The organism is Streptomyces sp. NPDC006691 (assembly GCF_042869955.1).
Lineage (GTDB): Bacteria > Actinomycetota > Actinomycetes > Streptomycetales > Streptomycetaceae > Streptomyces.
In genome coordinates this window covers 13,742-34,578 of sequence record NZ_JBIAGW010000035.1, presented here as the reverse complement: position 1 = coordinate 34,578, position 20,837 = coordinate 13,742, and the positions used below count along the sequence as shown (strand labels likewise).

The following is a 20,837-nucleotide window of genomic DNA, read 5'->3' as shown; positions in this document are numbered from 1 at the left end:
CCCCAAGGGGCCTGGAAGGTTGCACGCCTTGAGCACATCCACACGATCGAGTGAGCGGCTGTGGGCATGGCGTGACCACAGGGAGCCTGCATCCCGCACAACGACGGACGCGGCACTTGGGTTACGGACGAAAGATGAGACGAAAGATGATCGGACCACAGCGTCATCGAATGCTCACGGATGGTGAGTTGGACCCGCCTGAGGCGGGTCGGCGGGTGGTTCCGGAAAGGCCGGGCGATCAGCGCGCGTCGTCCGGCAGGAGCCGGGCCAGGGTGCGTACGGCCCGGTACTGGAGGGTCTTGATCGCGCCCTCGTTCTTGCCCATGACCCGGGCGGTCTCGGCGACCGAGAGGCCCTGGAGGAAGCGCAGGGTGACGCACTCCTGCTGCTGCGGATTGAGCTTGCGCACGGCTTCGAGCAGCGCGGCGTTGGAGAGCGACTCCAGGACGGAGTCCTCGGGGGAACGCTCGACCTCGTTGGCGTCGAGCATTTCGCCGGTGGTCACTTCGAGCCGGAAACGGCTCGACTTGAAGTGGTCGGCGACCAGGTTGCGCGCGATCGTGACCAGCCAGGCGCCGAAGTCGCGGCCCTGCCAGGTGAAGGTGGAGATCCGGCGCAGGGCGCGCAGGAACGTCTCGCTGGTCAGGTCCTCGGCCGTCGCCTTACCGCCGACGCGGTAGTAGATGTAGCGGTAGACGGTGTCGCTGTACTGGTCGTAGAGCCGGCCGAAGGCGTCGGCCTCACCGGCCTGGGCGCGCTCGACGAGGTCCATCATGCGGGCGCTGTCGCTGTCGGCGGTGGGCCGGCGGGCGGTGGGCGTCGCGGACGTGCCCGTGCTGCGGCCGCCGCTCCGTCTACCGACTGCGGCACCACCGTCGGCCAGGGCGTAGCAGGGCCCGACGGGTGTTGCGGTGGCGAAGGCAGGGGCGCCGGCGTACGCGGTGGGGACGAAGACGCGCAGGCGGTCGACGACCGCCCCGCGCAGCGTAGCCAGGCCCGAGGCGTCAACCCCGACGTGTGGGTACACGGGACTCCCAGAGGCAGAGCTTCCATCACGTGCAGTGCGGAACTGTTCACCCATCGTGGCGATGTGCGGGTTCCGGATTGCGTCTGAGGAGAATAACGCTTCGTGCAGGGAGCGCTACACCCAGTTGCTCAAATCGTCGATTCCGTCGCTCTTGTTACGTCTATGCGTCTGTTCAAGTCGCACATCGTGAGCGGAAGTTGATCGGGTTGCTTTCGGATCTGTCCGCGACGGAGATCTGTTGTGCCCGGGTGTGGGCAACGGGGCTGGCGGGCCAAGGGGGTGGGGGCGAAACCCACACAATCGAATATTCCGGCGGGCTGACGGCGGCCGGTGACCGCTCACGGCTGCGGACAGTGGCGAACGGGGCCGGGGCGACCCGCGCGAGCGGCCTGGCGCGGGTCATCGCGGCGGACCGCGGGTCGAGGCGGCCCCGAGTCCGGAGCGGCCGCACGCGGCAGGCCGTGCTCGCGGGGCAGGCCCCGGCCCGGCCGAACGGCTCCGGCTAGCGTCGGCGGCGGTGCAGGGCGACGGCCGCGGCCGTGCCGCCCGCCAGCGCGCCGACCCCGGCCGCGGCCGGGATGCCGACCTTCGCGGCCTTGCGGCCGGTGCGGTAGTCCCGCAGCCGCCACTCGCGCTCGCGGGCGTGCTTGCGGAGTTTGGCGTCGGGGTTGATGGCGTAGGGGTGGCCGACGAGCGAGAGCATCGGGATGTCGTTGTGCGAATCGCTGTACGCGGCACACCGGCTGAGGTCGAGCCCCTCGGCGGCGGCGAGCGCCCGGACGGCCTCGGCCTTGGCGGGCCCGTGCAGCGGCTCGCCCACCAGGCGTCCGGTGTAGACGCCGCCCACGGACTCGGCCACCGTGCCGAGCGCGCCGGTCAGGCCGAGGCGGCGGGCGATGATCGTGGCGGTCTCGACCGGCGCGGCCGTCACCAGCCAGACCTTCTGGCCCGCGTCCAGGTGGGCCTGGGCGAGCGCGCGGGTGCCGGGCCAGATGCGGTCGGCCATGTACTCGTCGTAGATCTCCTCGCCGATCGACATCAGCTCGGAGACGCGGTGGCCCTTGACGATGGACAGCGCGCTGTCGCGGGCGTCCTGCATGTGCTCGGGGTCCTCGACACCGGCCAGCCGGAACCAGGCCTGCTGCCAGGCGAAGCGGGCGAGCTCGCGGCGCTGGAAGAACTTCCGCTTGTACAGGCCGCGGCCGAAGTGGAAGAGGGCGGCGCCCTGCATCACGGTGTTGTCGAGGTCGAAGAAGGCGGCGGCCAGGTCGTCCCCCACGACGGGGAACTCGGGCTCCGACGGGGTCTCGTCGGCGTTGGCCTGGGCCAGTTCCGCCAGCTCTGCCAGTTCCTGCGAGGACTTGCGGGCTGCCTCGGCTGCGGCCTCGCCGGCCAGCACACTGCGTGCTGTCGCCGAGCGCCTACGAGGGGTGAGCCATCCCAGTGCGGCCATGCCGTGAGCATAGCCAGTCTGTTCGGGACTTCCCGACGCGCCGGTATGCGATGGCGTGAACTCTCCGAGGCCGTCGTGTTAAGCGGACGATCCGGGCTTATGGGGCCCCGAGCTGCCCCGGGGCGGGAGAATGGAAGGCATGAGTCCCTTGCTGCGACGTAAGAAGAAGCCGGGCGGGAACCCTGCCGACCGGGTGGTCACCTTGATCGGGAAGCCCGGTTGCCATCTGTGCGACGACGCCCAGGAGGTGATCGAGGCCGTGTGCGCCGAGACGGGTGCGGCCTGGGAGAAGAAGGACATCACGCAGGACGAGGCGCTGCACAAGGAGTACTGGGAGCAGATCCCGGTCGTGCTCGTCGACGGCGAGCAGCACACCTTCTGGCGCGTGGACCCCGTACGCCTCAAGACCGCGCTGACCGGTTGAACCCGGGGCTGCCGGAGGGAGAACCCGGGGAGTCGGCCGGCTGGGGTCGGGCCGCAGGAGGGTTGGGCCCGGGGAGTCGGCCGGGCTGGGGTCGGGCGGTCGGCCCGTTGAATCCGGGCGGTCGGCCGGTTTTTTCGGGGTGCTCGGCCGTGAGCGGCTGAGCAGCCAAATGATGGGGATCGCAATAGTTGCGGTTACCATCGTGGTCGTTTTGCTGTGATTCGGGGGTATCGCTGTGAGGAGAGTGTGCGGCTTTGCCCCCTTCGGGTCCTGAACGGACTGAACCCGTCTGCGGTTCCGCGATTCTCTCCTCGGCTCGCGTGAGCCCGGTCACTTTGCTCGGACAAAGCGGACACCATCTTTGTGCACGCGTTCACAAAGACATAGCCTGCATCCGACGGGGCGGCCTTGGGACATGTGGCCGCCTACAGCCCCGCTCATCCCGCAGGAGCACCGTGGCAACTGGCCGAACTCACCGACCGGCGACCCGAAGCCGAGGAATCCCCGAGGCCACCGTCGCCAGGCTTCCGCTGTATCTGCGCGCGCTCACCGGTCTCTCCGAGCGCTCCGTGCCGACGGTCTCCTCGGAGGAACTCGCGGCCGCGGCGGGGGTCAACTCCGCGAAGCTGCGCAAGGACTTCTCGTACCTCGGCTCGTACGGCACCCGTGGCGTCGGGTATGACGTCGAGTATCTCGTCTACCAGATCTCCCGGGAACTGGGTCTGACCCAGGACTGGCCGGTTGTGATCGTCGGTATCGGTAACCTCGGCGCGGCCCTCGCCAACTACGGTGGCTTCGCCTCGCGCGGTTTCCGGGTCGCCGCCCTGATAGACGCCGACCCCGCGATGGCCGGGAAGCCGGTGGCCGGGATGCCGGTGCAGCACACCGACGACCTGGAGAAGATCATCAGCGAGAACGGCGTCTCCATCGGGGTCATCGCGACCCCGGCGGGCGCCGCTCAGCAGGTCTGCGACCGGCTCGTCGCGGCCGGGGTGACCTCCATCCTGAACTTCGCGCCGACCGTGCTCTCGGTGCCCGACGGCGTCGATGTGCGCAAGGTCGACCTCTCCATCGAGCTCCAGATCCTCGCCTTCCACGAGCAGCGCAAGGCCGGCGAGGAAGCCGCCGTCGCCGAGGCGGCCGCCGCGGCCGCCGCCGTGGTGCCGCCGGTGCGTGCCGCGGGCAATGGCCGGAAGGGACCGGACGGGGACATGCCCGCCGTGATGCCGGCATGAGCCTCCTGGTCGTCGGCCTCAGCCACCGCAGCGCCCCCGTCAGCGTCCTGGAGCGGGCCTCCCTCTCCGCGGACGCGCAGGCCAAGCTGCTCCACGACACCCTCGCCGCCGAGCCGGCCGCCGAGGCGGCGGTGCTCGCCACCTGCAACCGCATCGAGCTGTACGCGGACGTGGACAAGTTCCACGCGGGTGTCGCCGAGCTCTCCACGCTGCTCGCCCAGCACAGCGGCGTCGGCCTCGAAGAGCTCACCCCCTATCTCTATGTGCACTACGAGGACCGGGCCGTCCACCACCTCTTCTCGGTGGCCTGCGGCCTGGACTCGATGGTCGTCGGCGAGGGCCAGATCCTCGGCCAGATCAAGGACACCCTCGCGCTCGGGCAGGAACTGCACACCGCCGGGCGGCTGTTGAACGATCTGTTCCAGCAGGCGCTGCGGGTCGGCAAGCGCGCCCACAGCGAGACCGGCATCGACCGGGCGGGCCAGTCGCTCGTCACCTTCGGTCTGGAGCAGCTGGCCGCCGGGGCGCCCGTCGAGGACTGGGCCAAGGGCAAGCGCGCGCTGGTCATCGGCGCGGGCTCGATGTCCTCGCTCGCCGCCGCGACGCTCGGCCGGATCGGCATCGACGAGGTCGTGGTCGCCAACCGCACCCACGCCCGCGCCGAGCGCCTCGCCGAGATCCTCGGTGAGTCGGGCACGGCCGCCCGTGCCGTGCCGATGGCCGATGTGGCGCGGGAACTGACACGAGTCGACGTCGCGGTGTCCTGTACGGGCGCCACGGGTCTGGTGCTGACCGGCGAGGCCGTCGCCGTCGCCCTCGGCGAGAGCCTCACCGGCCCGGCGCCGGTCGCTCCCGCCGAGGCCGCCGCGGCCCCGGGGTGTCCCGTGGGCTTCTCCGGTTCGGCTGCCGCGGGTGCCGCGGTGGCCGGGTTCGGGGTGGTCGACGAGGCGCTCAGGGCCGACGGCGCGGCCGACGCCACCGCGGGTACCGACGCCGACTCCCTTGAGCTGCACGGCAGTTGGGCGGAGAACACCCAGCGGCGCATCTCGCGCGAGCGCCGCGACGTTCCCGTGCCGGCCGGGCCCGTGAAGCTGGCGCTGCTCGACCTCGCGATGCCGCGGGACATCGACGCCGCCGTGCACCGGGTGCCCGGGGTGCGGCTCGTCGACATCGAGTCGCTCGCCGAGGCCTCCGCCGACGCCCCGATGGCCGCCGACGTGGACCAGGTGCGCGCGATCGTCTCCGACGAGGTGGCCGCGTTCGGCGCCGCCCAGCGGGCCGCGCACATCACGCCCACCGTGGTCGCGCTGCGCGCCATGGCCGCCGAGGTCGTGGCCGGTGAGGTCGCGCGCCTGGAAGGCCGGCTGCCGGACCTCGACGACAAGCAGCGCTCCGAGGTCACCCAGACCGTGCGCCGCGTCGTCGACAAGCTTCTGCACGCCCCGACCGTGCGGATCAAGCAGCTCGCGGCCGAACCCGGCGGTGCCGGGTACGCGGACGCGCTGCGCACTCTCTTCGACCTCGACCCCGAGACGGTGGCCGCCGTCTCCCGGGCCGATCTGAACGACGCCGATGTCAAGAACCGAGGGCGGTCATGACCGAGAAAGCACTGAGACTCGGGACCAGGCGCAGCAAGCTCGCCATGGCCCAGTCCGGCCATGTGGCCGACGCCGTACGGCAGTTGACCGGCCGTCAGGTCGAGCTGGTGGAGATCACTACGTACGGCGACACCTCCCGCGAGCACCTCGCGCAGATCGGCGGCACCGGTGTGTTCGTCGTGGCGCTGCGCGAGGCGCTGCTGCGCGGCGACGTCGACTTCGCGGTGCACTCCCTCAAGGACCTGCCGACCGCCGAGCACCCCGATCTGGTGCTCGCCGCGATCCCGGTCCGCGAGGATCCGCGGGACGTGCTGGTGGCCCGCGACGGTCTCACCTTCGAGCAGCTTCCGGACGGCGCCCGCGTCGGCACCGGTTCGCCGCGCCGGATGGCGCAGCTCAACGCGTACGCCCGCAGCCACGGCCGCACCATCGAGACCGTGCCGATCCGCGGCAACATCGACACCCGCGTCGGCTACGTCACCAAGGGCGAGCTCGACGCGGTGGTCCTGGCCGCCGCCGGGCTCAACCGCATCGGACGCAGCGACGTCGTGACCGACTTCCTGTCGGTCGACACCGTTTTGCCCGCCCCCGGCCAGGGGGCACTGGCGATCGAGTGCACGGCGGCCCATGCCGACCTCGCCGCCACGCTCGCCGAGCTCGACGACCCGCTCACCCGGGCCGCCGTCACCGCCGAGCGGTCCCTGCTCGCCGCCCTGGAGGCCGGCTGTAGCGCACCTGTGGGTGCGTTGGCCGACCTGCTGGCCGATGGGCAGGTTGTTCATGAGATGCGCCTGCGCGGAGTTGTCGGTACCACCGACGGTTCCTCGCTGGTGCAGCTGTCCACCACCGGTCCCGTACCCACGTCGCACGACGAGGCGATGGCCCTCGGACGCGAACTCGCGGACGAGATGCTCGCCAAGGGTGCGGCCGGTCTTATGGGGGAGCGAGCACTTTGAGCCCCACGACCCACCCCACCGCAGCCGGAAACGTCACCTTCCTCGGTGCCGGACCCGGTGACCCCGGGCTGCTGACGCTGCGCGCCGTGGAGGCGCTGGCGTCCGCCGACGTCCTGATCGCCGAGCCGGCTGTGCTCGACGTTGTTCGCGCGCATGCGCGGGCAGGTGTGGACACGCCTCAGCTGACGGTTATTGACGAGGCGTCAACAACCGCCGGGATCCCTGTGTTGCGGGATGCCGCCAATCTTGTCATGGAGGCCGCGCGCTCCGGCAGGCGGGTCGTCCGTGCGGTGTCCGGTGACCCGGGCCTGGACGGCGACGCGGCCGGCGAGATGCTGGCCTGTGCCTCCGAGGGCATCCCCTTCGAGGTGGTGCCGGGCGTGGCCGCCGCGGTCGGTGTGCCGGCGTACGCCGGTGTGCCGCTGAGCGGGGCCGGTGGCGCCGACGTCCGTTTCGTCGACGCCCGTACCGCCTCCGAGCGGTGCTGGACGGAGGTCGGCGCGAGCGACGGCACGGTGGTCGTCTCCACCACCCTGGAGACGGTCGCGGCCGCGGCCGGCGAGCTGGTGTCGGCGGGCCGTAAGCCCGACACCCCGATGACCGTGACGATCGCGGGCACCACGACCCGTCAGCGGACCTGGTCCGCGACGCTCGGCTCGGTCGCCCAGGTGCTCAAGCAGGCGAAGGTGCTGCCCTCGCCGGACGGGCACCAGGCGGTCATAGCCGTGGTCGGCGAGCGCAGTGCCCCCGCCCAGCGCGACCAGCTCTCGTGGTTCGAGTCCAAGCCGCTGTTCGGCTGGCGCGTGCTCGTACCCCGTACGAAGGAGCAGGCGGCCTCGCTCTCCGACCAGCTCAGGTCGTACGGAGCCGTGCCGCACGAGGTGCCGACGATCGCCGTCGAACCCCCGCGCACGCCCCAGCAGATGGAGCGCGCGGTCAAGGGCCTGGTGACCGGCCGGTACGAGTGGATCGCGTTCACCAGCGTCAACGCGGTGAAGGCGGTCCGCGAGAAGTTCGAGGAGTACGGGCTCGATGCCCGCGCCTTCGCGGGGATCAAGGTCGCCGCGGTGGGCGAGCAGACGGCGGCCTCGCTGGTCGAGTTCGGCGTCAAGCCGGACCTGGTGCCCAGCGGTGAGCAGTCGGCCGCCGGTCTCCTGGAGGACTGGCCGCCCTACGACCCGGTCTTCGACCCGATCGACCGCGTCTTCCTGCCCCGCGCTGACATCGCCACCGAGACGCTGGTGGCCGGTCTGATCGAGCTCGGCTGGGAGGTCGACGACGTCACGGCCTACCGGACGGTGCGGGCCTCGCCGCCGCCGGCCGACACGCGTGAGGCGATCAAGGGCGGCGGCTTCGACGCGGTCCTGTTCACCTCGTCCTCCACGGTGCGGAACCTGGTGGGCATCGCGGGCAAGCCGCACAACGTGACCGTCATCGCGTGCATTGGCCCCGCCACGGCCAAGACGGCGGAGGAGCACGGGCTGCGGGTGGACGTCATGGCTCCGGAGCCGTCCGTCCACAAGCTGGCCCAGGCCCTCGCGGACTTCGGTGCGGCGCGTCGTGACGCGGCGGTCTCGGCGGGCGAGCACGTGACCCGTCCGAGCGAGCGCCGCCCCGGCGCTCGGCGCCGCCGCACGACGTAGTCCGGGGTACGCGGAGCCCCGGGCCCCGGGGGATTTGCCCACCCTCCCGCCCGTGGCTCGGGGTTGGTTGGTTCCGGCCCCCTGGGGCTCCGCCCCAGACCCCGTTCGCGCCTGAACGGCGCTCGTCCTCAAACGCCGGACGGGCTGTAGGTGCCCCAGCACCGAGGCCTTAGGGGCGCGGGGAACTGCGCGAGCAACTACGCACGGTGGACGGACGGGATCGGGGTTGGGGGCGCGGGGAACTGCGCGAGCAACCACGCACGGTGGACGGACGGAAACGGGGTTGGGGGCGCGGGGAACTGCGCGAACGGCCACGACGGTCCGCAGTCGAGAGCGGGTTCAGGGGCGCGGGGAACTGCGTGACCAGCCGTGTGCGGGCCGCAGTCGAACCGCGGGGTCCGGGGTGCCTCCCCGGTAGGGGCGGGGTGGGGAAAGCACCCCCTGCGGGCGGCGTAGCGTAGGGGACATGACTGAGTACGGATCCTTCCCCGGGGCCCGGCCCCGTCGGCTGCGCACCACCCCCGCCATGCGCCGCATGGTCGCGGAGACCCAGCTGCACCCCGCCGACCTCATCCTCCCCGCGTTCGTACGGGAAGGGATCACCGAGCCCGTCCCGATCCAGGCCATGCCGGGCGTGGCCCAGCACACCCTGGACACCCTGCGGAAGGCCGCCGTCGAGGCGGTCGGCGCGGGCGTCGCCGGGATCATGCTCTTCGGCGTGCCGGAGGACGAGAAGAAGGACGCGGCCGGCACGGCCGGTACCGACCCCGACGGCATCCTCCAGGTCGCCGTCCGCGCCGTGCGCGAAGAGGTCGGCGACGACCTCGTCATCATGTCCGACCTGTGCCTGGACGAGTACACGGACCACGGCCACTGCGGCGTGCTCGACGCCGACGGCCGCGTCGACAACGACGCCACCCTGGAACGCTACGCGGAGATGGCCCAGGTCCAGGCCGACGCGGGCGTCCACGTCGTGGGTCCCTCCGGCATGATGGACGGCCAAGTCGGCGTCATCCGCGACGCGTTGGACCAGACCGGCCACGAGGACGTCTCCATCCTGGCCTACACCGCGAAGTATTCCTCCGCGTTCTACGGCCCCTTCCGCGAGGCCGTCGGCTCCTCGCTGCGCGGCGACCGCAAGACGTATCAGCAGGACCCCGCCAACACCCGTGAATCCATGCGGGAGTTGGCCCTTGACCTGGCCGAGGGCGCGGACATGGTGATGGTCAAGCCGGCCGGCCCCTACCTCGACATCCTGGCGAAGGTCGCCGCGTCGGTGGACGTGCCGGTCGCGGCGTACCAGATCAGCGGCGAGTACGCGATGGTCGAGGCGGCGGCGGAGAAGGGCTGGATCGACCGCGACCGGGCGATCCTGGAAACCCTGACCGGCATCAAGCGGGCCGGCGCCCACATGATCCTCACGTACTGGGCGACCGAGGTGGCCCGGGGTCTCTGACCTCGGGCGGGCAGCCTCCTTCGAGGCTCAGCGCGGCACGGGAGCCGGGACGGGTGCGGCGGCCGGCTCCTCCGCGACGCGGGCGAAGGCGCGGATGCGGGCGGTCTCCTCGCTGGTTCGCCAGACCAGGGCCCACTCGGTCGCGGGGGCGTCCCGGATCGGCACACGGGTCACGCCGGGACAGGTGTTGCGAACCTCCCCTCCGGCAGCTTCGGACCCGGGTCGATCGTGGTTCTCCCCGCGAGGTCCTCAAGATCTGCCCCAGCCCCCCGGCCCCCCAGCCCCCCGCCCCCCCCCCAGCCCCCCGGCCACCAGTGCGAGGACTACAGGTAGCCGCCGGGCCCGTCGCCGGGGGGGAGCCGGGTCGTCACCAGCGGAACGTCCAACTCGGCTTCCCTTGCAGGGACTTCGCGTACGGCGCCAGGTCCGTCTCCATCGCGTTCGGGCAGAACGCGAAGTGTTCCGCCGCGAGCACCAGCGACTCGACCTCGTCCGTCGGCGGGGCCGCCACCGACACCGTCAGGCCCTCGGGGCTCAGGCCCACCACGCGCACCCCGAACCTGTCCTCCCACGACCTCAGCACCGCGCACAGCCGGGCCACGTCCTGCTCGTGGTCCGCCGGTCCGCACCAGCCAAGGGCCGCCGGCACATCCGCGCTGCGGCGGGCCGGGACCAGTGCCGCGCGGGCACTCTTCAGATGCCCCTCGGCCTTCACCGCGACCTCCGCCGCCCTGCGGTCGGGGTCCTCCTGGAGCTCGGGCGCCTCCGCCAGGCCGGGCCAGGCCGCCGCCTCAAGACCCAGCTCGTCCTCCGCGTACGCCGCCCAGAACTCTTCCAGGACGTCCTCGGCGTCATGGTCGCCCGGGTACGACATCTCCTCCGGGGCCAGCTCCCAGTCCACCAACTCCCTTGTCCCGCACAGCAGTACGGGGTGCAGCCCCGCCGCCCGTCGGGCCGGGGTCAGGCGTGCCCAGTCCTCCGGGCCCGCCGGACCGTCCGCGTACCAGAGCAGCGGTTCGGCCGCCGGGCCGATCACCCTGCCCGGCGGCAGGTCGAGACCCAGCGCCTTGCCCGTCGGGTCGGCCGTCAGCTGAGGGAGTGGATTCGCAAGCATCGCCATGCCCCGAATGTAGGTCCCGCCACTGACAACGCCCGTGCGATGGGGCGGAGTTCAGAGTTCCGCTACGAAGGTCCGCCATGCGGTGGGGTTCAGGGTGAGCGCGGGGCCGTCCGGGTTCTTGGAGTCCCGGACGTGGATGGCCGCCGGGTGGGCCGCCACCTCGACGCAGGCCCCGCCCTCGTCGCCGCTGTAGCTCGACTTCCGCCAGGCGCAGGCCATTTCCAGGCACTGGCCGCCGTCGCTGCCGCTGTAGCTGGACTTGAACCACTTCAGTGAGGCGATGCTCATTGCTCTCCTAGCCAACGGTCCAACAGGCCCTTGGTGTCCTCGGTGTTGAGGGCCTGTGTTCGCAGCATCGCATACCTCTGAGCCAGGATGCTCACCTCGTCGGGATCAGTGATGATTTGGCTTCCACGTTGGGTCTCGGTGTAGCCAAGGAGCTGGTGGTCCGGCGTCTCCACCAGGGTGAATGGGCCGTCCAGGGCCGCGTGGCGCTTCAGGTTCACGGGCATGATCTGAAGAGTCAGGCCGGGGAGGTCGGCGCACCGCCGCAGATGTTCCAGCGCCTCGCGAAATACTTGATCACCACCGAGGCGGGCCATCAGGACCGCCTCCGCGATGACGAAGCTGATCGTCGGCGGCTCCTTCCGGTGCAGTATCTCCTGCCGCTCAAGCCGCGCAGCGACCTGCGCGTTGATCTCGTCCTCGCTCATCGCGGGCACCTTGCTGAGGAACACCGCTCGCGCGTAGTTCTCGGTCTGGAGCAGGCCGGGCAGTACCTGGTTCTCGAACCAGGACAGGGCGATGGCCTCGCGCTCCAGGTCCATGTACTCCTCGGCCCACGCCGGGATCAGGTCGATGTCCGGCATGTTGGCGACGGCTGTCTGTAGGGCGCGCTTGGTGTCCAGGAGGGCGTCGAGGGAGCGGGCCAGGTCGGGTTTCAGGGGGCGGCGGCCCTGCTCGATCGAGGCAATCATCTCCGTGTGCAGCAGCACGCGTTGGCCCAGTTCGCGCTGGGTCAGGGCGGCGGCCGCGCGGAACTCGGCCAGGAGGGCGCCGACCATCTTCATCGTCGACGCGTTCTTCCGGGTTCGCTTGCTGGGGCGCATGCCTGCCAACTCCCCACAGGGGCCCGTACGTTACGCCTCGGGGACCCGTACAGAATTTGTGTACGGGTCGGGCCACTGCGCCACGGCAGGCGTACTCCGTAACTCTCCCCCCATGACCATGAGTGAGAACGAAATGCGGGAGAAGTTCTACCCTCGCGAGCGCCAATCCGTGCCCGCCGCGCGGGAGTTCGCGACCGGAGCCGTTGTCGACTGGGGGTTCCTCCACCGGCTCGACGCCATCGCGCTGTGTGTCAGCGAGCTGGCCACGAACGCGCTGCTGCACGGGGTGCCGCCGGGGCGGGGGTTCCTGCTGCGGCTCCGGCTGGAGGAGGGGGCCGTGCTGCGGGTCGAGGTGCACGACAGCGGGGGTGGGGTGCCCCGGGTTGCCGAGGGGGCGGGCGGGACGGACGAGGGCGGGCGGGGGCTGGTCCTCGTGGACGTGCTGGCCGACAAGTGGGGTGTGGGGGAGCGGGATCCGGGCAAATTCGTGTGGTGTGAGTTCATTTGCCCGGGCGGTGAATCCGGCGACGGCTCGGATCCTGGAATGGCCGGATTCGGGCCAGGGGGCGCTGCGTAGGGTGCCGGTACTTGGACGTCCGAGCAACTGACAGGAGCCGCCCCATGGCCGCCGAGCCCGCCGCACAGCCGACCCGAGCCGCCGAGCCCGCCGCAGGCGCCCCTGTTCCGCCGCTCGCCGCGCGCGCCGCCTCCGTCGGGGCTTCGCCGGTACGGGAGATCCTCGCGCTGACCGCCCGGCCCGAGGTCATCTCGTTCGCGGGCGGGCTGCCCGCGCCGGAGCTGTTCGACGGGGCGGGGATGGCCGCCGCGTTCCGGGCGGTCCTGGCCGAGCAGGCCGCCACGGCGCTCCAGTACTCGACGACCGAGGGCAGCCCGGTGCTGCGGGCCGCCACCGCCGAGCGGCTCGGCAAGCGCGGGCTCGCCACCGGTGCGGACGACCTCCTCATCACCACCGGGTCGCAGCAGGGGCTCACGCTCCTCGCCGCCGCGCTGCTCGAACCGGGCGACGTGGTCGTGGTGGAAGACCCCTGCTACCTCGCCGCGTTGCAGGTGTTCGGCTTCGCCGGGGCGCGGGTCGTCGCCGTGCCGTGCGACGAGGACGGGCCGGACCCCGTCGCCCTCGACGAGATCGTCGCGCGCGAGCGGCCCAAGCTCTTCTACTGCGTGCCCACCTTCCAGAACCCGACCGGCCGCACCATGACGGCCGAGCGGCGCCGGGCGGTGGCCGATGTGGCGGTGCGGCGCGGGCTGTGGATCGTCGAGGACGATCCGTACGGCGAGCTGCGCTACGAGGGCGAGGACGTGCCCTGGATCTCCTCGTACGAGGACGCCGCCGACCGCACGGTGCTGCTCAGCAGCTACTCGAAGATCATGGCGCCGGGGCTGCGCATCGGCTGGCTGAGGGCGCCCCGCGCCTTGCTGCGGGCCTGCGTCATCGCCAAGCAGGCCTCCGACCTGCACACCCCGACCGTCAACCAGCTCGCCGCCGCGCGGTACTTGGCGGACCGGGATCTGGATGCGCACCTCGCCACGGTGCGGGGCGCCTATGGGGAGCGCCGGGACGCCATGCTTGCGGGGCTCCGCGATGCGCTGCCCTCGGGGTCGAGCTGGAATCGGCCCGAGGGGGGCATGTTCCTGTGGGTTCGGCTGCCGGCGGGGTGGGATGCGACTGCCTTGCTGGGCACGGTGGTTGAGCACGATGTGGCTTACGTTCCCGGGGCGCCCTTCTTTGCCGGTGTGCCCGATGCGGCGGCGCTTCGGCTGTGCTTTGTCACTTCCTCGCCGGATGAGATCCGGGAGGGGCTTGGGCGGCTCGGCCGGGCGTTCAACTCCGTCTGGAAGTAAGCCTGTTGAGGCTGGGTTCAGGGGTTCAGGGGCTCGGGACCTCGCGGGCGGGCGGGCGCGGTGGACGTGCCCGGTCAGCCCTTCGGCTTCGCCCGTACGTGCATCCGTTCGCCCTGTCTGCCGAACAGGCTCAGCACCTCGACCGGGCGGCCGTCCGCGCTGCTGAACCAGTGCGGCACCTTCGTGTCCCACTCGGCCACCTCGCCGGGGCCGAGCACCAGGTCGTGGGCGCCGAGGACGAGCCGGAGCCGGCCGTCGAGGACGTACAGCCACTCGTAGCCCTCGTGCGAGCGGAGCTCAGGCTCGCTGCCCCGGTCCGGGATGACCAGCTTGTACGCCTGGAGGGGGCCGGGCGAGCGGGTCAGCGGGACGAACGTGCCGCCGTTGGCATGGGGTCGCGGGTTCAGCCTGACCCTGGGGTCGCCGACCTCGGGCGCGCCGACCAGGTCGTCCAGGGGCACGCCGTACGCGCCGGCCAGCGGGAGCAGCAGTTCCAGGCTGGGGCGGCGCTGGCCGGATTCCAGGCGGGACAAGGTGCTCTTGGAGATGTTCGTCGTCTCGGCGAGCGCCGCCAGCGTGAGGCCGCGCTGGGTGCGCAGCCGCTTGAGCCGGGGGCCGACCTCGTCCAGTACCGCCTGGTGGGCGGAGGTCGTCGGGGGCGGCTCCGCGTGGGGCGGCCTGCTCTGGGGTCGGGGCATGGTCACATTCCATCCGGCCGTCCCGGAATCGGCAACATTGATTGCCGTTCTCGACGTTCCGGAGGACCTTCTGCGGCATGAGCCCCTTCGGCGGGCTCCGGCCGGAGAGCGGGGTCCATGGTGAAGTCCACAGGCGTGGGGACGTCCGAGGTGGTTACGGGGCGAGGGGGGCCCGGTGGGCCGGTGCGGTGGGTGCTGGCGGGGCTCTCGCTCTCGATGCTGCTCTCGTCGCTCGGCACCAGCATCGCCAACGTCGGCCTGCCGGCCCTGGCGCATGCCTTCGGAGCGTCGTTCCAGCAGGTTCAGTGGGTGGTGCTGGCCTATCTGCTCGCCGTCACCACGTTGATCGTCGGCGTCGGGCGGCTCGGTGATCTCGTCGGGCGCCGGCGACTGCTGCTCGCGGGCGTGCTGCTCTTCACGGTGGCCTCGGCCCTGTGCGGGGCCGCGCCCACGCTCTGGCTGCTGATCGCGGCCCGTGCCGCTCAGGGACTCGGGGCGGCCGCGATGATGGCGCTCACCCTGGCCTTCGTCGGCGGGACCGTGCCCAGGGCGCAGACCGGCCGGGCGATGGGGCTGCTCGGCACGATGTCCGCCATCGGCACCGCCCTGGGGCCCTCGCTCGGCGGTGTGCTCGTCTCCGGGTTCGGCTGGCGGGCGATCTTCCTCGCCACGGTGCCGCTCGGGCTCGCGACCCTGGTTCTGGTCCGTCGCCATCTGCCCGCCGACGCCCGTGTGTTGACGGACGGGCGGCCGCCCGCCGACGGTGGGCGCGCCGATGGCGCCCGGCCCCGCTTCGACCACCCCGGCACCGCGGTGCTCGCCCTCACCCTCGCCGCGTACGCGCTGGCGATGACGCTGGGACACGGCCACTTCGGCACCCTCACCGCGGTGCTGCTCGCGGCCGCCGCGCTGGGTGTCGTCCTGTTCGTACGGGTCGAGTCCCGGGCCGCGTCCCCGCTGGTCCGGCCCGCCATGTTCCGCGATCCGGCGCTGAGCACGAGCCTCGCCATGAGCACCCTGGTGTCGACGGTGATGATGGCGACGCTGGTGGTCGGGCCGTTCTACCTCTCGCGCGCACTCCGGCTCGACGACGCGCTGGTCGGGCTCGTCCTGTCCGCCGGTCCGCTCGTCGCCGCGCTGACCGGGGTGCCGGCCGGGCGGGTCGCGGACCGGTTCGGGGCGTACCGCATGACCGTCGCCGGACTCGGAGCCTCGGCCACGGGGTGCGTCCTGCTCGCCGTGACGCCCACCTCGCTCGGGGTGTTCGGCTATGTCGGCCCGCTCGTGGTCGTCACCGGCGGATACGCCGTCTTCCAGACGGCCAACAACACCGCCGTCCTGGCCGACGTCCCGGCGGACCGGAGGGGCGTCACCTCCGGAATGCTCAACCTCTCGCGCAACCTCGGCCTCATCACCGGGACTTCGGTCATGGGCGCGGTGTTCGCGTTCGCCGCGGCGGCGGATGACGTCACCACGGCGGATTCGGGCGCGGTGGCCACCGGCATGCGGGTGACCTTCGCCGTCGCGGCGGCCCTGGTGCTCGCCGCCCTCGCCCTCGCGGCCACGGGCCGCGCTCTCACCCGGCGCCCGGCGACGGCGAGTTGACGCCTTCCGGGGCCCAGGCTCGCTCGGCCCGGGGTCGGCTACCAGCCGTCGATCGTCGAGAGGTCCGACTGCCAGTACGTCGCCATGGCCTGGCTGTCCACGACGGCCACGCTCTTGGAGAGGGCCGCGTAGGCGGACGGCCCGGTGGACTCGTTGCCGGAGCGGCCGTGGAAGTACACGGTGACGTGGTCGGCGTTGTACGCCTTGCCGCCGTCGTCCTCGCCCAGGGTGCGGACCATCACGTACGCCGAGGCGCCGGGGGACAGCGTGACGACGGCCTGCGGGATGGTGTCCCGGTCGATCTGGACCGGGGACTGCGCGTCCTTGGAGAAGGAGATGGAGGGGGCGCCGTAGGCGTTGCACAGCGTCTTGCCGGTGTTGGTGACCGTCAGGAGGATGTGGTTGATCGGGCGGGTCACCGGGGTCGCCGTCAGCTTCACGTTGGCCCCGGTGCAGGGGGTGTCGACGGTGCGGCCCCCGGCCGAGGGCTTCTTGGTGGGCTTGCCGTCCGCTTTGGCGGGGGTGCCGGCGTGCTTGCCGGAGCCCATACCGGACGAACCCGTACCGGACGAACCCGTACCGGACGAACCCGTACCGGACGAGCCGGTACCGGACGAGCCCGTACCCGAGCCCGAGTTCCTGCTGTCCCCGGCCGTGGCGCCCGCCGAGTCGTTCGCGGCCGGGGCCTGGCCGTCGCCGGTCGCCGGGGTGACGACCGAGGACGCGGCCGGCTTGTCGCCCGCCTTGGTGTCGCCGGAACCGCTTCCGCCACCGCAGGCGGTCAGGGCGAGAGCGGCGACGAGGGTGGTGGTCGCGGCGGCGGCGATACGGAAGGTGGTACGCATGTGAAAGGTGCTCCCCGTGTGCATCGTGAAGGGTGAATCGCGAGTGGTGCGTTGGGTCCGGCCACCCGACCAGTGGAGTGGACGCGTCAGCGGCGGTACTGGTGGAGAAGCGTGATGAGCGTCGCGATGGATGCCGCCAGGACGACGACGGCCACCGAGTCCGCGAGGTTGAACCGGATGCGGATTCGCATGGTGTGCTCCCGGAACGGGCTGTTCGGCTGCTTGCTGCACCTACCTTGCGGGCCGGTCCGAAGGCCCGGCAACGAGCAAGGGACAATAGGGGAAGCTGGAACGCTGGAACACCCTTTGACCTGGGGAAACAACCTGTCCCTGGAATGCGTTCCTGGGACGGATGGGGAGGGGACCGGGGCATGGCGACAACGGAGTCCGAGCAGTTCGCGGCGCTGCTGCGGGAGTTGAAGGACCGCTCGGGGCGCAGCTACGGAGTGCTCGCGGGCAAGCTCCACATGAGTACGTCCACGCTCCACCGGTACTGCAACGGTGACGCCGTGCCCAACGAGTACGCGCCCGTCGAGCGGCTCGCGCGGCTGTGCGGGGCGAGCCCCGAGGAGTCCGTCGAACTGCACCGGCGCTGGATCCTGGCGGACGAGGCGCGGCGCCGCTCGCGCGGAGCGAACCCGGCGAGTGCCGCCGCCGGTACGGCTCCGAGTGCCGCTGCGACCGGATCCGCCGAGGCCGCCCCCGCTTCGAGTGCCGCTGCGGCCGGATCCGCCGAGGCCGCCCCCGCTCCCGGGCCCGGCAACGCTTCCGAGCCTGCCCCCGCTCCCGAGCCCGGCAACGCTTCCGAGCCCGGCACCGCTTCCGGGGCCGGCACTCCGACCGCCCCCGTCGAAGTCCCGGCCGCCGAGCGGCAGTCCGGTGCTGGGCCGGCCGGGCAGTTGCCGTACGTCGTCGCGTCCGAGTCGGCCGGCCGGCCCTCCGGGCCAGGCAGGTTCGGCAGCAGGCGGGCGCGGCTCGTGCTCATCGGGGCCGCCGTCGTGGCGCTCGCCGTGCCCGCCGTGGCCGTCGCCGCGCTGTCGGGTCCCGGCGACAAGCCCAGCGGTACGGTCGCGGACGCCGAGGAGAGCCGGGCGGCGGCCACCAAGAGCGCGGCCGGGCGCCCCACGCCGAGCGCTTCACCCAGCCCCACGCCCAGCGCGTCGGCATCGGCCTCGGCGAGCCCGTCGGCCTCCGCCTCGCACGTGAGGCCGTCGGCCAAGCCGGGCGCAGCCCTCGGCACCCCGATCAGCGCGGGCATCAGCTCGTACGACTGGGACACGCCGTGCGGCAAGTTCTACCTGCTCGACCAGCAGCCCAGCGCCGTTCCGCCGCCCCCGCCCAGCGCGCAGGACCGGCGCTCCTGGGCGCGGGCGCTCGGCGGGGTCGACGGCGGGAACCTGAAGCTGGAGCTGACCACGACCGGCAAGAGCGAGGAAGCGGTGGTGATCACCGGGGTCGACGTGCGGGTGGTGGGGCGCGAGGCGCCGCTGAACTGGACGGCGTACTCCATGGGCAGCGGCTGCGGCGGCGGCGTCGTCCCGCAGACCTTCGACGTCGACCTGGACGCGCCGCAGCCGGTCACCAAGCCGGTCGCCGGAAAGCAGGGCGACTCGGTGGTGCCGGCCAAGGGCTTCCCGTTCAAGGTGTCCACGCACGACCCGGAGGTCTTCGACCTCGACGTGCACGTCGAGGCGCACGACGTCAGCTGGTACCTGGAGGTCGGCTGGAGCAGCGGGGAGCGCTCCGGCACGGTCAAGGTGGACGACGGAGGCAAGCCGTTCCGCACCAGTGCGGTCAAGGGCCGGCCGCTGTACGAGTACGACACGATCGACAACGCGTGGAAGAGCCTCCAAGGCGAGTGAACCCGGGAGCGCTGAACCCGGGAGCGCTGAGCCCGGGAGCAGTGAACCGCGCCCGGGGAACCTCGCGGCGAACCGGCCGGCAGTGAACCAGCCGGTCCCGCGCGGGAGTTGACGCGATCAGAGGCGCTCGGGCGTCCGGATGCCGAGCAGGGCCATGCCCTGGGTGAGCGTCCGGGCGGTCAGGTCGCAGAGGAACAGGCGGTTCTCGACCTGAGCCTCGGTGTCGGCCTTCAGGACCGGGCACTGGTCGTAGAACGTCGTGTACAGCGAGGCCAGTTGGTACAGGTACGCGGCCAGCTTGTGCGGGGCGTACTCGGCCGTCGCCTCGGTGAGGAGCTCGCCGAACGCGTCCAGGTGCAGGCCCAACGCCCGCTCGGCCGGGGCGAGTTCGAGCTCCGGGTGGGCCGTGGGGGCCACGCCCTCGGCCTTGCGCAGGATCGACTTGATCCGGGCGTAGGCGTACTGGAGGTAGACGGACGTGTCACCGTTCAGGGACACCATCTGGTCCAGGTCGAACTTGTAGTCCCGGTTCGCCGAGGTGGAGAGGTCCGCGTACTTCACGGCGCCGATGCCGACGTACCGGCCGTTCTCGACGATCTCCTCCTCGCTCAGGCCCACCTTCTCGGCCTTCTCGCGCACGACCGCGGTGGCCCGCTCGGCGGCCTCGTCCAGGAGGTCCTCCAGCTTGACCGTCTCGCCCTCACGGGTCTTGAACGGCTTGCCGTCCGCGCCGAGCACCGTGCCGTAGCCCATGTTGTGCGCGGTGACGTCGTCGCCGAGCCAGCCCGCCCGGCGGGCCGTCTCGAAGACCATCTTGAAGTGCAGCGACTGGCGTACGTCCACGACGTAGATCAGCGTCGTGGCGTCCAGGTCGGTGACGCGGTTGCGGATCGCCGAGAGGTCGGAGGCGGCGTAGCCGAAGCCGCCGTCGGCCTTCTGCACGATGAGCGGGACCGGCTGGTCGTCCTTGCCCCGGATCTCGTCGAAGAAGACCACGAGCGCGCCGTCGGAGCGCACGGCGACGCCGGACTCCTCAAGGAGGCGGGCGGTCTCCGGCATCAGGTCGTTGTACGCGGACTCACCGACGATCTCGTCGTCCCGGACCTCCATGTCCAGCTTCTCGAAGACCGAGTAGAAGTAGACCTTCGACTCGTCCACGAACTGCTGCCACAGCTCCAGGGTCTCCTTGTCGCCGGACTGGAGGGCGACGACCCGCCTGCGGGCGCGCTCCTTGAACTCCTCGTCCGAGTCGAAGACCGCGCGGGAGGCCTTGTAGACCCGGTTCAGGTTGCTCATGGCCTGCTCGCCGTCCACGGCGTCGGCCGGGGCCAGCTCGCCGGGGTTCTCGATCAGGTACTGGATGAGCATGCCGAACTGGGTGCCCCAGTCGCCGATGTGGTGACGGCCGATGGTCTTCTCGCCGGTGAAGTCGAGCATGCCGCGCAGCGCGTCGCCGATGACCGCCGAGCGCAGGTGGCCTACGTGCATCTCCTTCGCCACGTTCGGCTGGGCGTAGTCGATGACCGTGACGCCCGGGTTCTCCTTCAGCGGCACGCCGAGCCGGTCGTCCGCGGCGCGCGCGGCGAGGGTCTCGATGATCGCCCGGTCGGTGAGCGTGATGTTGAGGAAGCCGGGGCCCGAGACCTCGACGTCCTTCAGGAGGTCGCCCGCGTCCAGCGCGTCGGTGACCTTCGTCGCGAGCTCGCGCGGGTTGCCCTTGAGCTTCTTCGCGAGCGCCAGGATGCCGTTGGCCTGGAAGTCGGCCCGGTCGCTTCGTCGCAGCAGCGGGTCGGTGGAGCCGGCCTCCGGCAGGGCAGCCGAGAGGGCGTCCGCCAGGCGCTGCTGGACAGTGGAAGCGAGGGAATGGACCGAGGCCATGAGGTGCCGTTCCTGTCGGGAGTGAGGACGATTGCCCTGCGATTCTCCCACGCGGCCCCCTTGCC

Annotated in this window: 19 protein-coding genes; 10 read left to right on the top strand and 9 right to left on the bottom strand. The window is 71.7% G+C overall.

The genetic code is table 11. The features are described 5' to 3' along the window. Positions 1-238: 238 nt before the first annotated feature. Both ACFYNP_RS36780 and ACFYNP_RS36775 read right to left on the bottom strand, forming a co-directional pair. Positions 239-1,027: an ECF subfamily RNA polymerase sigma factor, BldN family gene (locus tag ACFYNP_RS36780; protein ID WP_053724590.1), complete on the bottom strand. Its 789-nt coding sequence runs from the start codon at positions 1,025-1,027 to the stop codon at positions 239-241. 502 nt (positions 1,028-1,529) lie between these two features. Further along, positions 1,530-2,480, bottom strand: a complete 951-nt coding sequence (locus ACFYNP_RS36775; RefSeq protein WP_388420512.1) for an HAD family hydrolase — start codon at positions 2,478-2,480, stop codon at positions 1,530-1,532. A 139-nt stretch (positions 2,481-2,619) separates the two neighbouring features. On the opposite strand from ACFYNP_RS36775, the gene ACFYNP_RS36770 reads away from it, so the two are divergent. The 6 genes from ACFYNP_RS36770 to hemB all read left to right on the top strand — a co-directional run bounded on the left by ACFYNP_RS36770 (position 2,620) and on the right by hemB (position 9,792). Next, on the top strand, positions 2,620-2,904 hold the full coding sequence (locus tag ACFYNP_RS36770; RefSeq protein ID WP_388420513.1) for a glutaredoxin family protein: 285 nt from the start codon (positions 2,620-2,622) through the stop codon (positions 2,902-2,904). Between the two features lie 455 nt (positions 2,905-3,359). Further along, complete coding sequence (locus ACFYNP_RS36765; RefSeq protein ID WP_388420514.1) at positions 3,360-4,139, top strand: redox-sensing transcriptional repressor Rex; 780 nt, start codon at positions 3,360-3,362, stop codon at positions 4,137-4,139. Further along, on the top strand, positions 4,136-5,737 hold the full coding sequence (locus tag ACFYNP_RS36760) for a glutamyl-tRNA reductase (RefSeq protein WP_388791647.1): 1,602 nt from the start codon (positions 4,136-4,138) through the stop codon (positions 5,735-5,737). Before ACFYNP_RS36765 ends, ACFYNP_RS36760 begins: the two co-directional genes overlap by 4 nt. Then, a complete protein-coding gene (gene hemC / locus ACFYNP_RS36755) occupies positions 5,734-6,693 on the top strand; it encodes a hydroxymethylbilane synthase (RefSeq protein WP_388420516.1) in 960 nt (319 codons plus the stop codon). Before ACFYNP_RS36760 ends, hemC begins: the two co-directional genes overlap by 4 nt. After that, positions 6,690-8,336, top strand: a complete 1,647-nt coding sequence (locus tag ACFYNP_RS36750; protein WP_388420517.1) for a uroporphyrinogen-III synthase — start codon at positions 6,690-6,692, stop codon at positions 8,334-8,336. The genes hemC and ACFYNP_RS36750 overlap by 4 nt, the downstream gene beginning before the upstream one ends. Before the next feature lie 466 nt (positions 8,337-8,802). Beyond that, a complete protein-coding gene (gene hemB / locus ACFYNP_RS36745; RefSeq protein ID WP_388420518.1) occupies positions 8,803-9,792 on the top strand; it encodes a porphobilinogen synthase in 990 nt (329 codons plus the stop codon). A 27-nt stretch (positions 9,793-9,819) separates the two neighbouring features. Here the strand turns inward: hemB and ACFYNP_RS36740 are convergent, their stop codons facing one another. From ACFYNP_RS36740 to ACFYNP_RS36725, 4 genes are all read right to left on the bottom strand, one after another. Next, a complete protein-coding gene (locus ACFYNP_RS36740; protein WP_388791645.1) occupies positions 9,820-9,966 on the bottom strand; it encodes a hypothetical protein in 147 nt (48 codons plus the stop codon). Positions 9,967-10,159: 193 nt separating this feature from the next. Further along, the gene (locus tag ACFYNP_RS36735) at positions 10,160-10,912 is read right to left on the bottom strand and encodes a DUF4253 domain-containing protein (protein WP_388791643.1); all 753 of its coding nucleotides are present in this window, start codon (positions 10,910-10,912) and stop codon (positions 10,160-10,162) included. A gap of 51 nt (positions 10,913-10,963) precedes the next feature. Beyond that, complete coding sequence (locus tag ACFYNP_RS36730; protein WP_388791641.1) at positions 10,964-11,200, bottom strand: DUF397 domain-containing protein; 237 nt, start codon at positions 11,198-11,200, stop codon at positions 10,964-10,966. Then, on the bottom strand, positions 11,197-12,021 hold the full coding sequence (locus ACFYNP_RS36725; RefSeq protein ID WP_388791639.1) for a Scr1 family TA system antitoxin-like transcriptional regulator: 825 nt from the start codon (positions 12,019-12,021) through the stop codon (positions 11,197-11,199). Before ACFYNP_RS36725 ends, ACFYNP_RS36730 begins: the two co-directional genes overlap by 4 nt. 118 nt (positions 12,022-12,139) lie before the next feature. Here ACFYNP_RS36725 and ACFYNP_RS36720 point away from each other — a divergent pair, with 118 nt between their 5' ends. Together ACFYNP_RS36720 and ACFYNP_RS36715 are read left to right on the top strand one after the other, a co-directional pair. Beyond that, entirely contained in the window at positions 12,140-12,598 is a 459-nt protein-coding gene (locus ACFYNP_RS36720) for an ATP-binding protein (protein ID WP_388791637.1), read from the top strand. Between the two features lie 44 nt (positions 12,599-12,642). Continuing rightward, a complete protein-coding gene (locus ACFYNP_RS36715; protein WP_388791635.1) occupies positions 12,643-13,884 on the top strand; it encodes a PLP-dependent aminotransferase family protein in 1,242 nt (413 codons plus the stop codon). Between the two features lie 74 nt (positions 13,885-13,958). Here the strand turns inward: ACFYNP_RS36715 and ACFYNP_RS36710 are convergent, their stop codons facing one another. Further along, entirely contained in the window at positions 13,959-14,582 is a 624-nt protein-coding gene (locus tag ACFYNP_RS36710) for a helix-turn-helix domain-containing protein (protein WP_388420525.1), read from the bottom strand. A gap of 183 nt (positions 14,583-14,765) precedes the next feature. On the opposite strand from ACFYNP_RS36710, the gene ACFYNP_RS36705 reads away from it, so the two are divergent. After that, the gene (locus ACFYNP_RS36705) at positions 14,766-16,187 is read left to right on the top strand and encodes an MFS transporter (RefSeq protein ID WP_388791633.1); all 1,422 of its coding nucleotides are present in this window, start codon (positions 14,766-14,768) and stop codon (positions 16,185-16,187) included. A gap of 38 nt (positions 16,188-16,225) precedes the next feature. Here the strand turns inward: ACFYNP_RS36705 and ACFYNP_RS36700 are convergent, their stop codons facing one another. After that, complete coding sequence (locus ACFYNP_RS36700) at positions 16,226-17,032, bottom strand: DUF4232 domain-containing protein (protein WP_388791631.1); 807 nt, start codon at positions 17,030-17,032, stop codon at positions 16,226-16,228. A 371-nt stretch (positions 17,033-17,403) separates the two neighbouring features. On the opposite strand from ACFYNP_RS36700, the gene ACFYNP_RS36695 reads away from it, so the two are divergent. Continuing rightward, positions 17,404-18,894: a helix-turn-helix domain-containing protein gene (locus ACFYNP_RS36695; RefSeq protein WP_388791629.1), complete on the top strand. Its 1,491-nt coding sequence runs from the start codon at positions 17,404-17,406 to the stop codon at positions 18,892-18,894. Between the two features lie 117 nt (positions 18,895-19,011). Here ACFYNP_RS36695 and argS read toward each other — a convergent pair whose 3' ends face one another. Beyond that, complete coding sequence (gene argS / locus ACFYNP_RS36690; RefSeq protein WP_388420529.1) at positions 19,012-20,772, bottom strand: arginine--tRNA ligase; 1,761 nt, start codon at positions 20,770-20,772, stop codon at positions 19,012-19,014. Positions 20,773-20,837: the final 65 nt, after the last annotated feature.

Bases quoted from the DNA above. Each gene is read 5' to 3' on its own strand.
- ACFYNP_RS36720 (WP_388791637.1), top strand. From the start codon at position 12,140: ATGAGTGAGAACGAAATGCGGGAGAAGTTCTACCCTCGCGAGCGCCAA.
- ACFYNP_RS36695 (WP_388791629.1), top strand. From the start codon at position 17,404: ATGGCGACAACGGAGTCCGAGCAGTTCGCGGCGCTGCTGCGGGAGTTG.
- ACFYNP_RS36725 (WP_388791639.1), bottom strand. From the start codon at position 12,021: ATGCGCCCCAGCAAGCGAACCCGGAAGAACGCGTCGACGATGAAGATG.
- ACFYNP_RS36760 (WP_388791647.1), top strand. From the start codon at position 4,136: ATGAGCCTCCTGGTCGTCGGCCTCAGCCACCGCAGCGCCCCCGTCAGC.
- ACFYNP_RS36710 (WP_388420525.1), bottom strand. From the start codon at position 14,582: ATGCCCCGACCCCAGAGCAGGCCGCCCCACGCGGAGCCGCCCCCGACG.
- ACFYNP_RS36775 (WP_388420512.1), bottom strand. From the start codon at position 2,480: ATGGCCGCACTGGGATGGCTCACCCCTCGTAGGCGCTCGGCGACAGCA.
- hemB (WP_388420518.1), top strand. From the start codon at position 8,803: ATGACTGAGTACGGATCCTTCCCCGGGGCCCGGCCCCGTCGGCTGCGC.
- ACFYNP_RS36770 (WP_388420513.1), top strand. From the start codon at position 2,620: ATGAGTCCCTTGCTGCGACGTAAGAAGAAGCCGGGCGGGAACCCTGCC.
- argS (WP_388420529.1), bottom strand. From the start codon at position 20,772: ATGGCCTCGGTCCATTCCCTCGCTTCCACTGTCCAGCAGCGCCTGGCG.
- ACFYNP_RS36700 (WP_388791631.1), bottom strand. From the start codon at position 17,032: ATGCGTACCACCTTCCGTATCGCCGCCGCCGCGACCACCACCCTCGTC.
- ACFYNP_RS36730 (WP_388791641.1), bottom strand. From the start codon at position 11,200: ATGAGCATCGCCTCACTGAAGTGGTTCAAGTCCAGCTACAGCGGCAGC.
- ACFYNP_RS36735 (WP_388791643.1), bottom strand. From the start codon at position 10,912: ATGGCGATGCTTGCGAATCCACTCCCTCAGCTGACGGCCGACCCGACG.
- hemC (WP_388420516.1), top strand. From the start codon at position 5,734: ATGACCGAGAAAGCACTGAGACTCGGGACCAGGCGCAGCAAGCTCGCC.
- ACFYNP_RS36715 (WP_388791635.1), top strand. From the start codon at position 12,643: ATGGCCGCCGAGCCCGCCGCACAGCCGACCCGAGCCGCCGAGCCCGCC.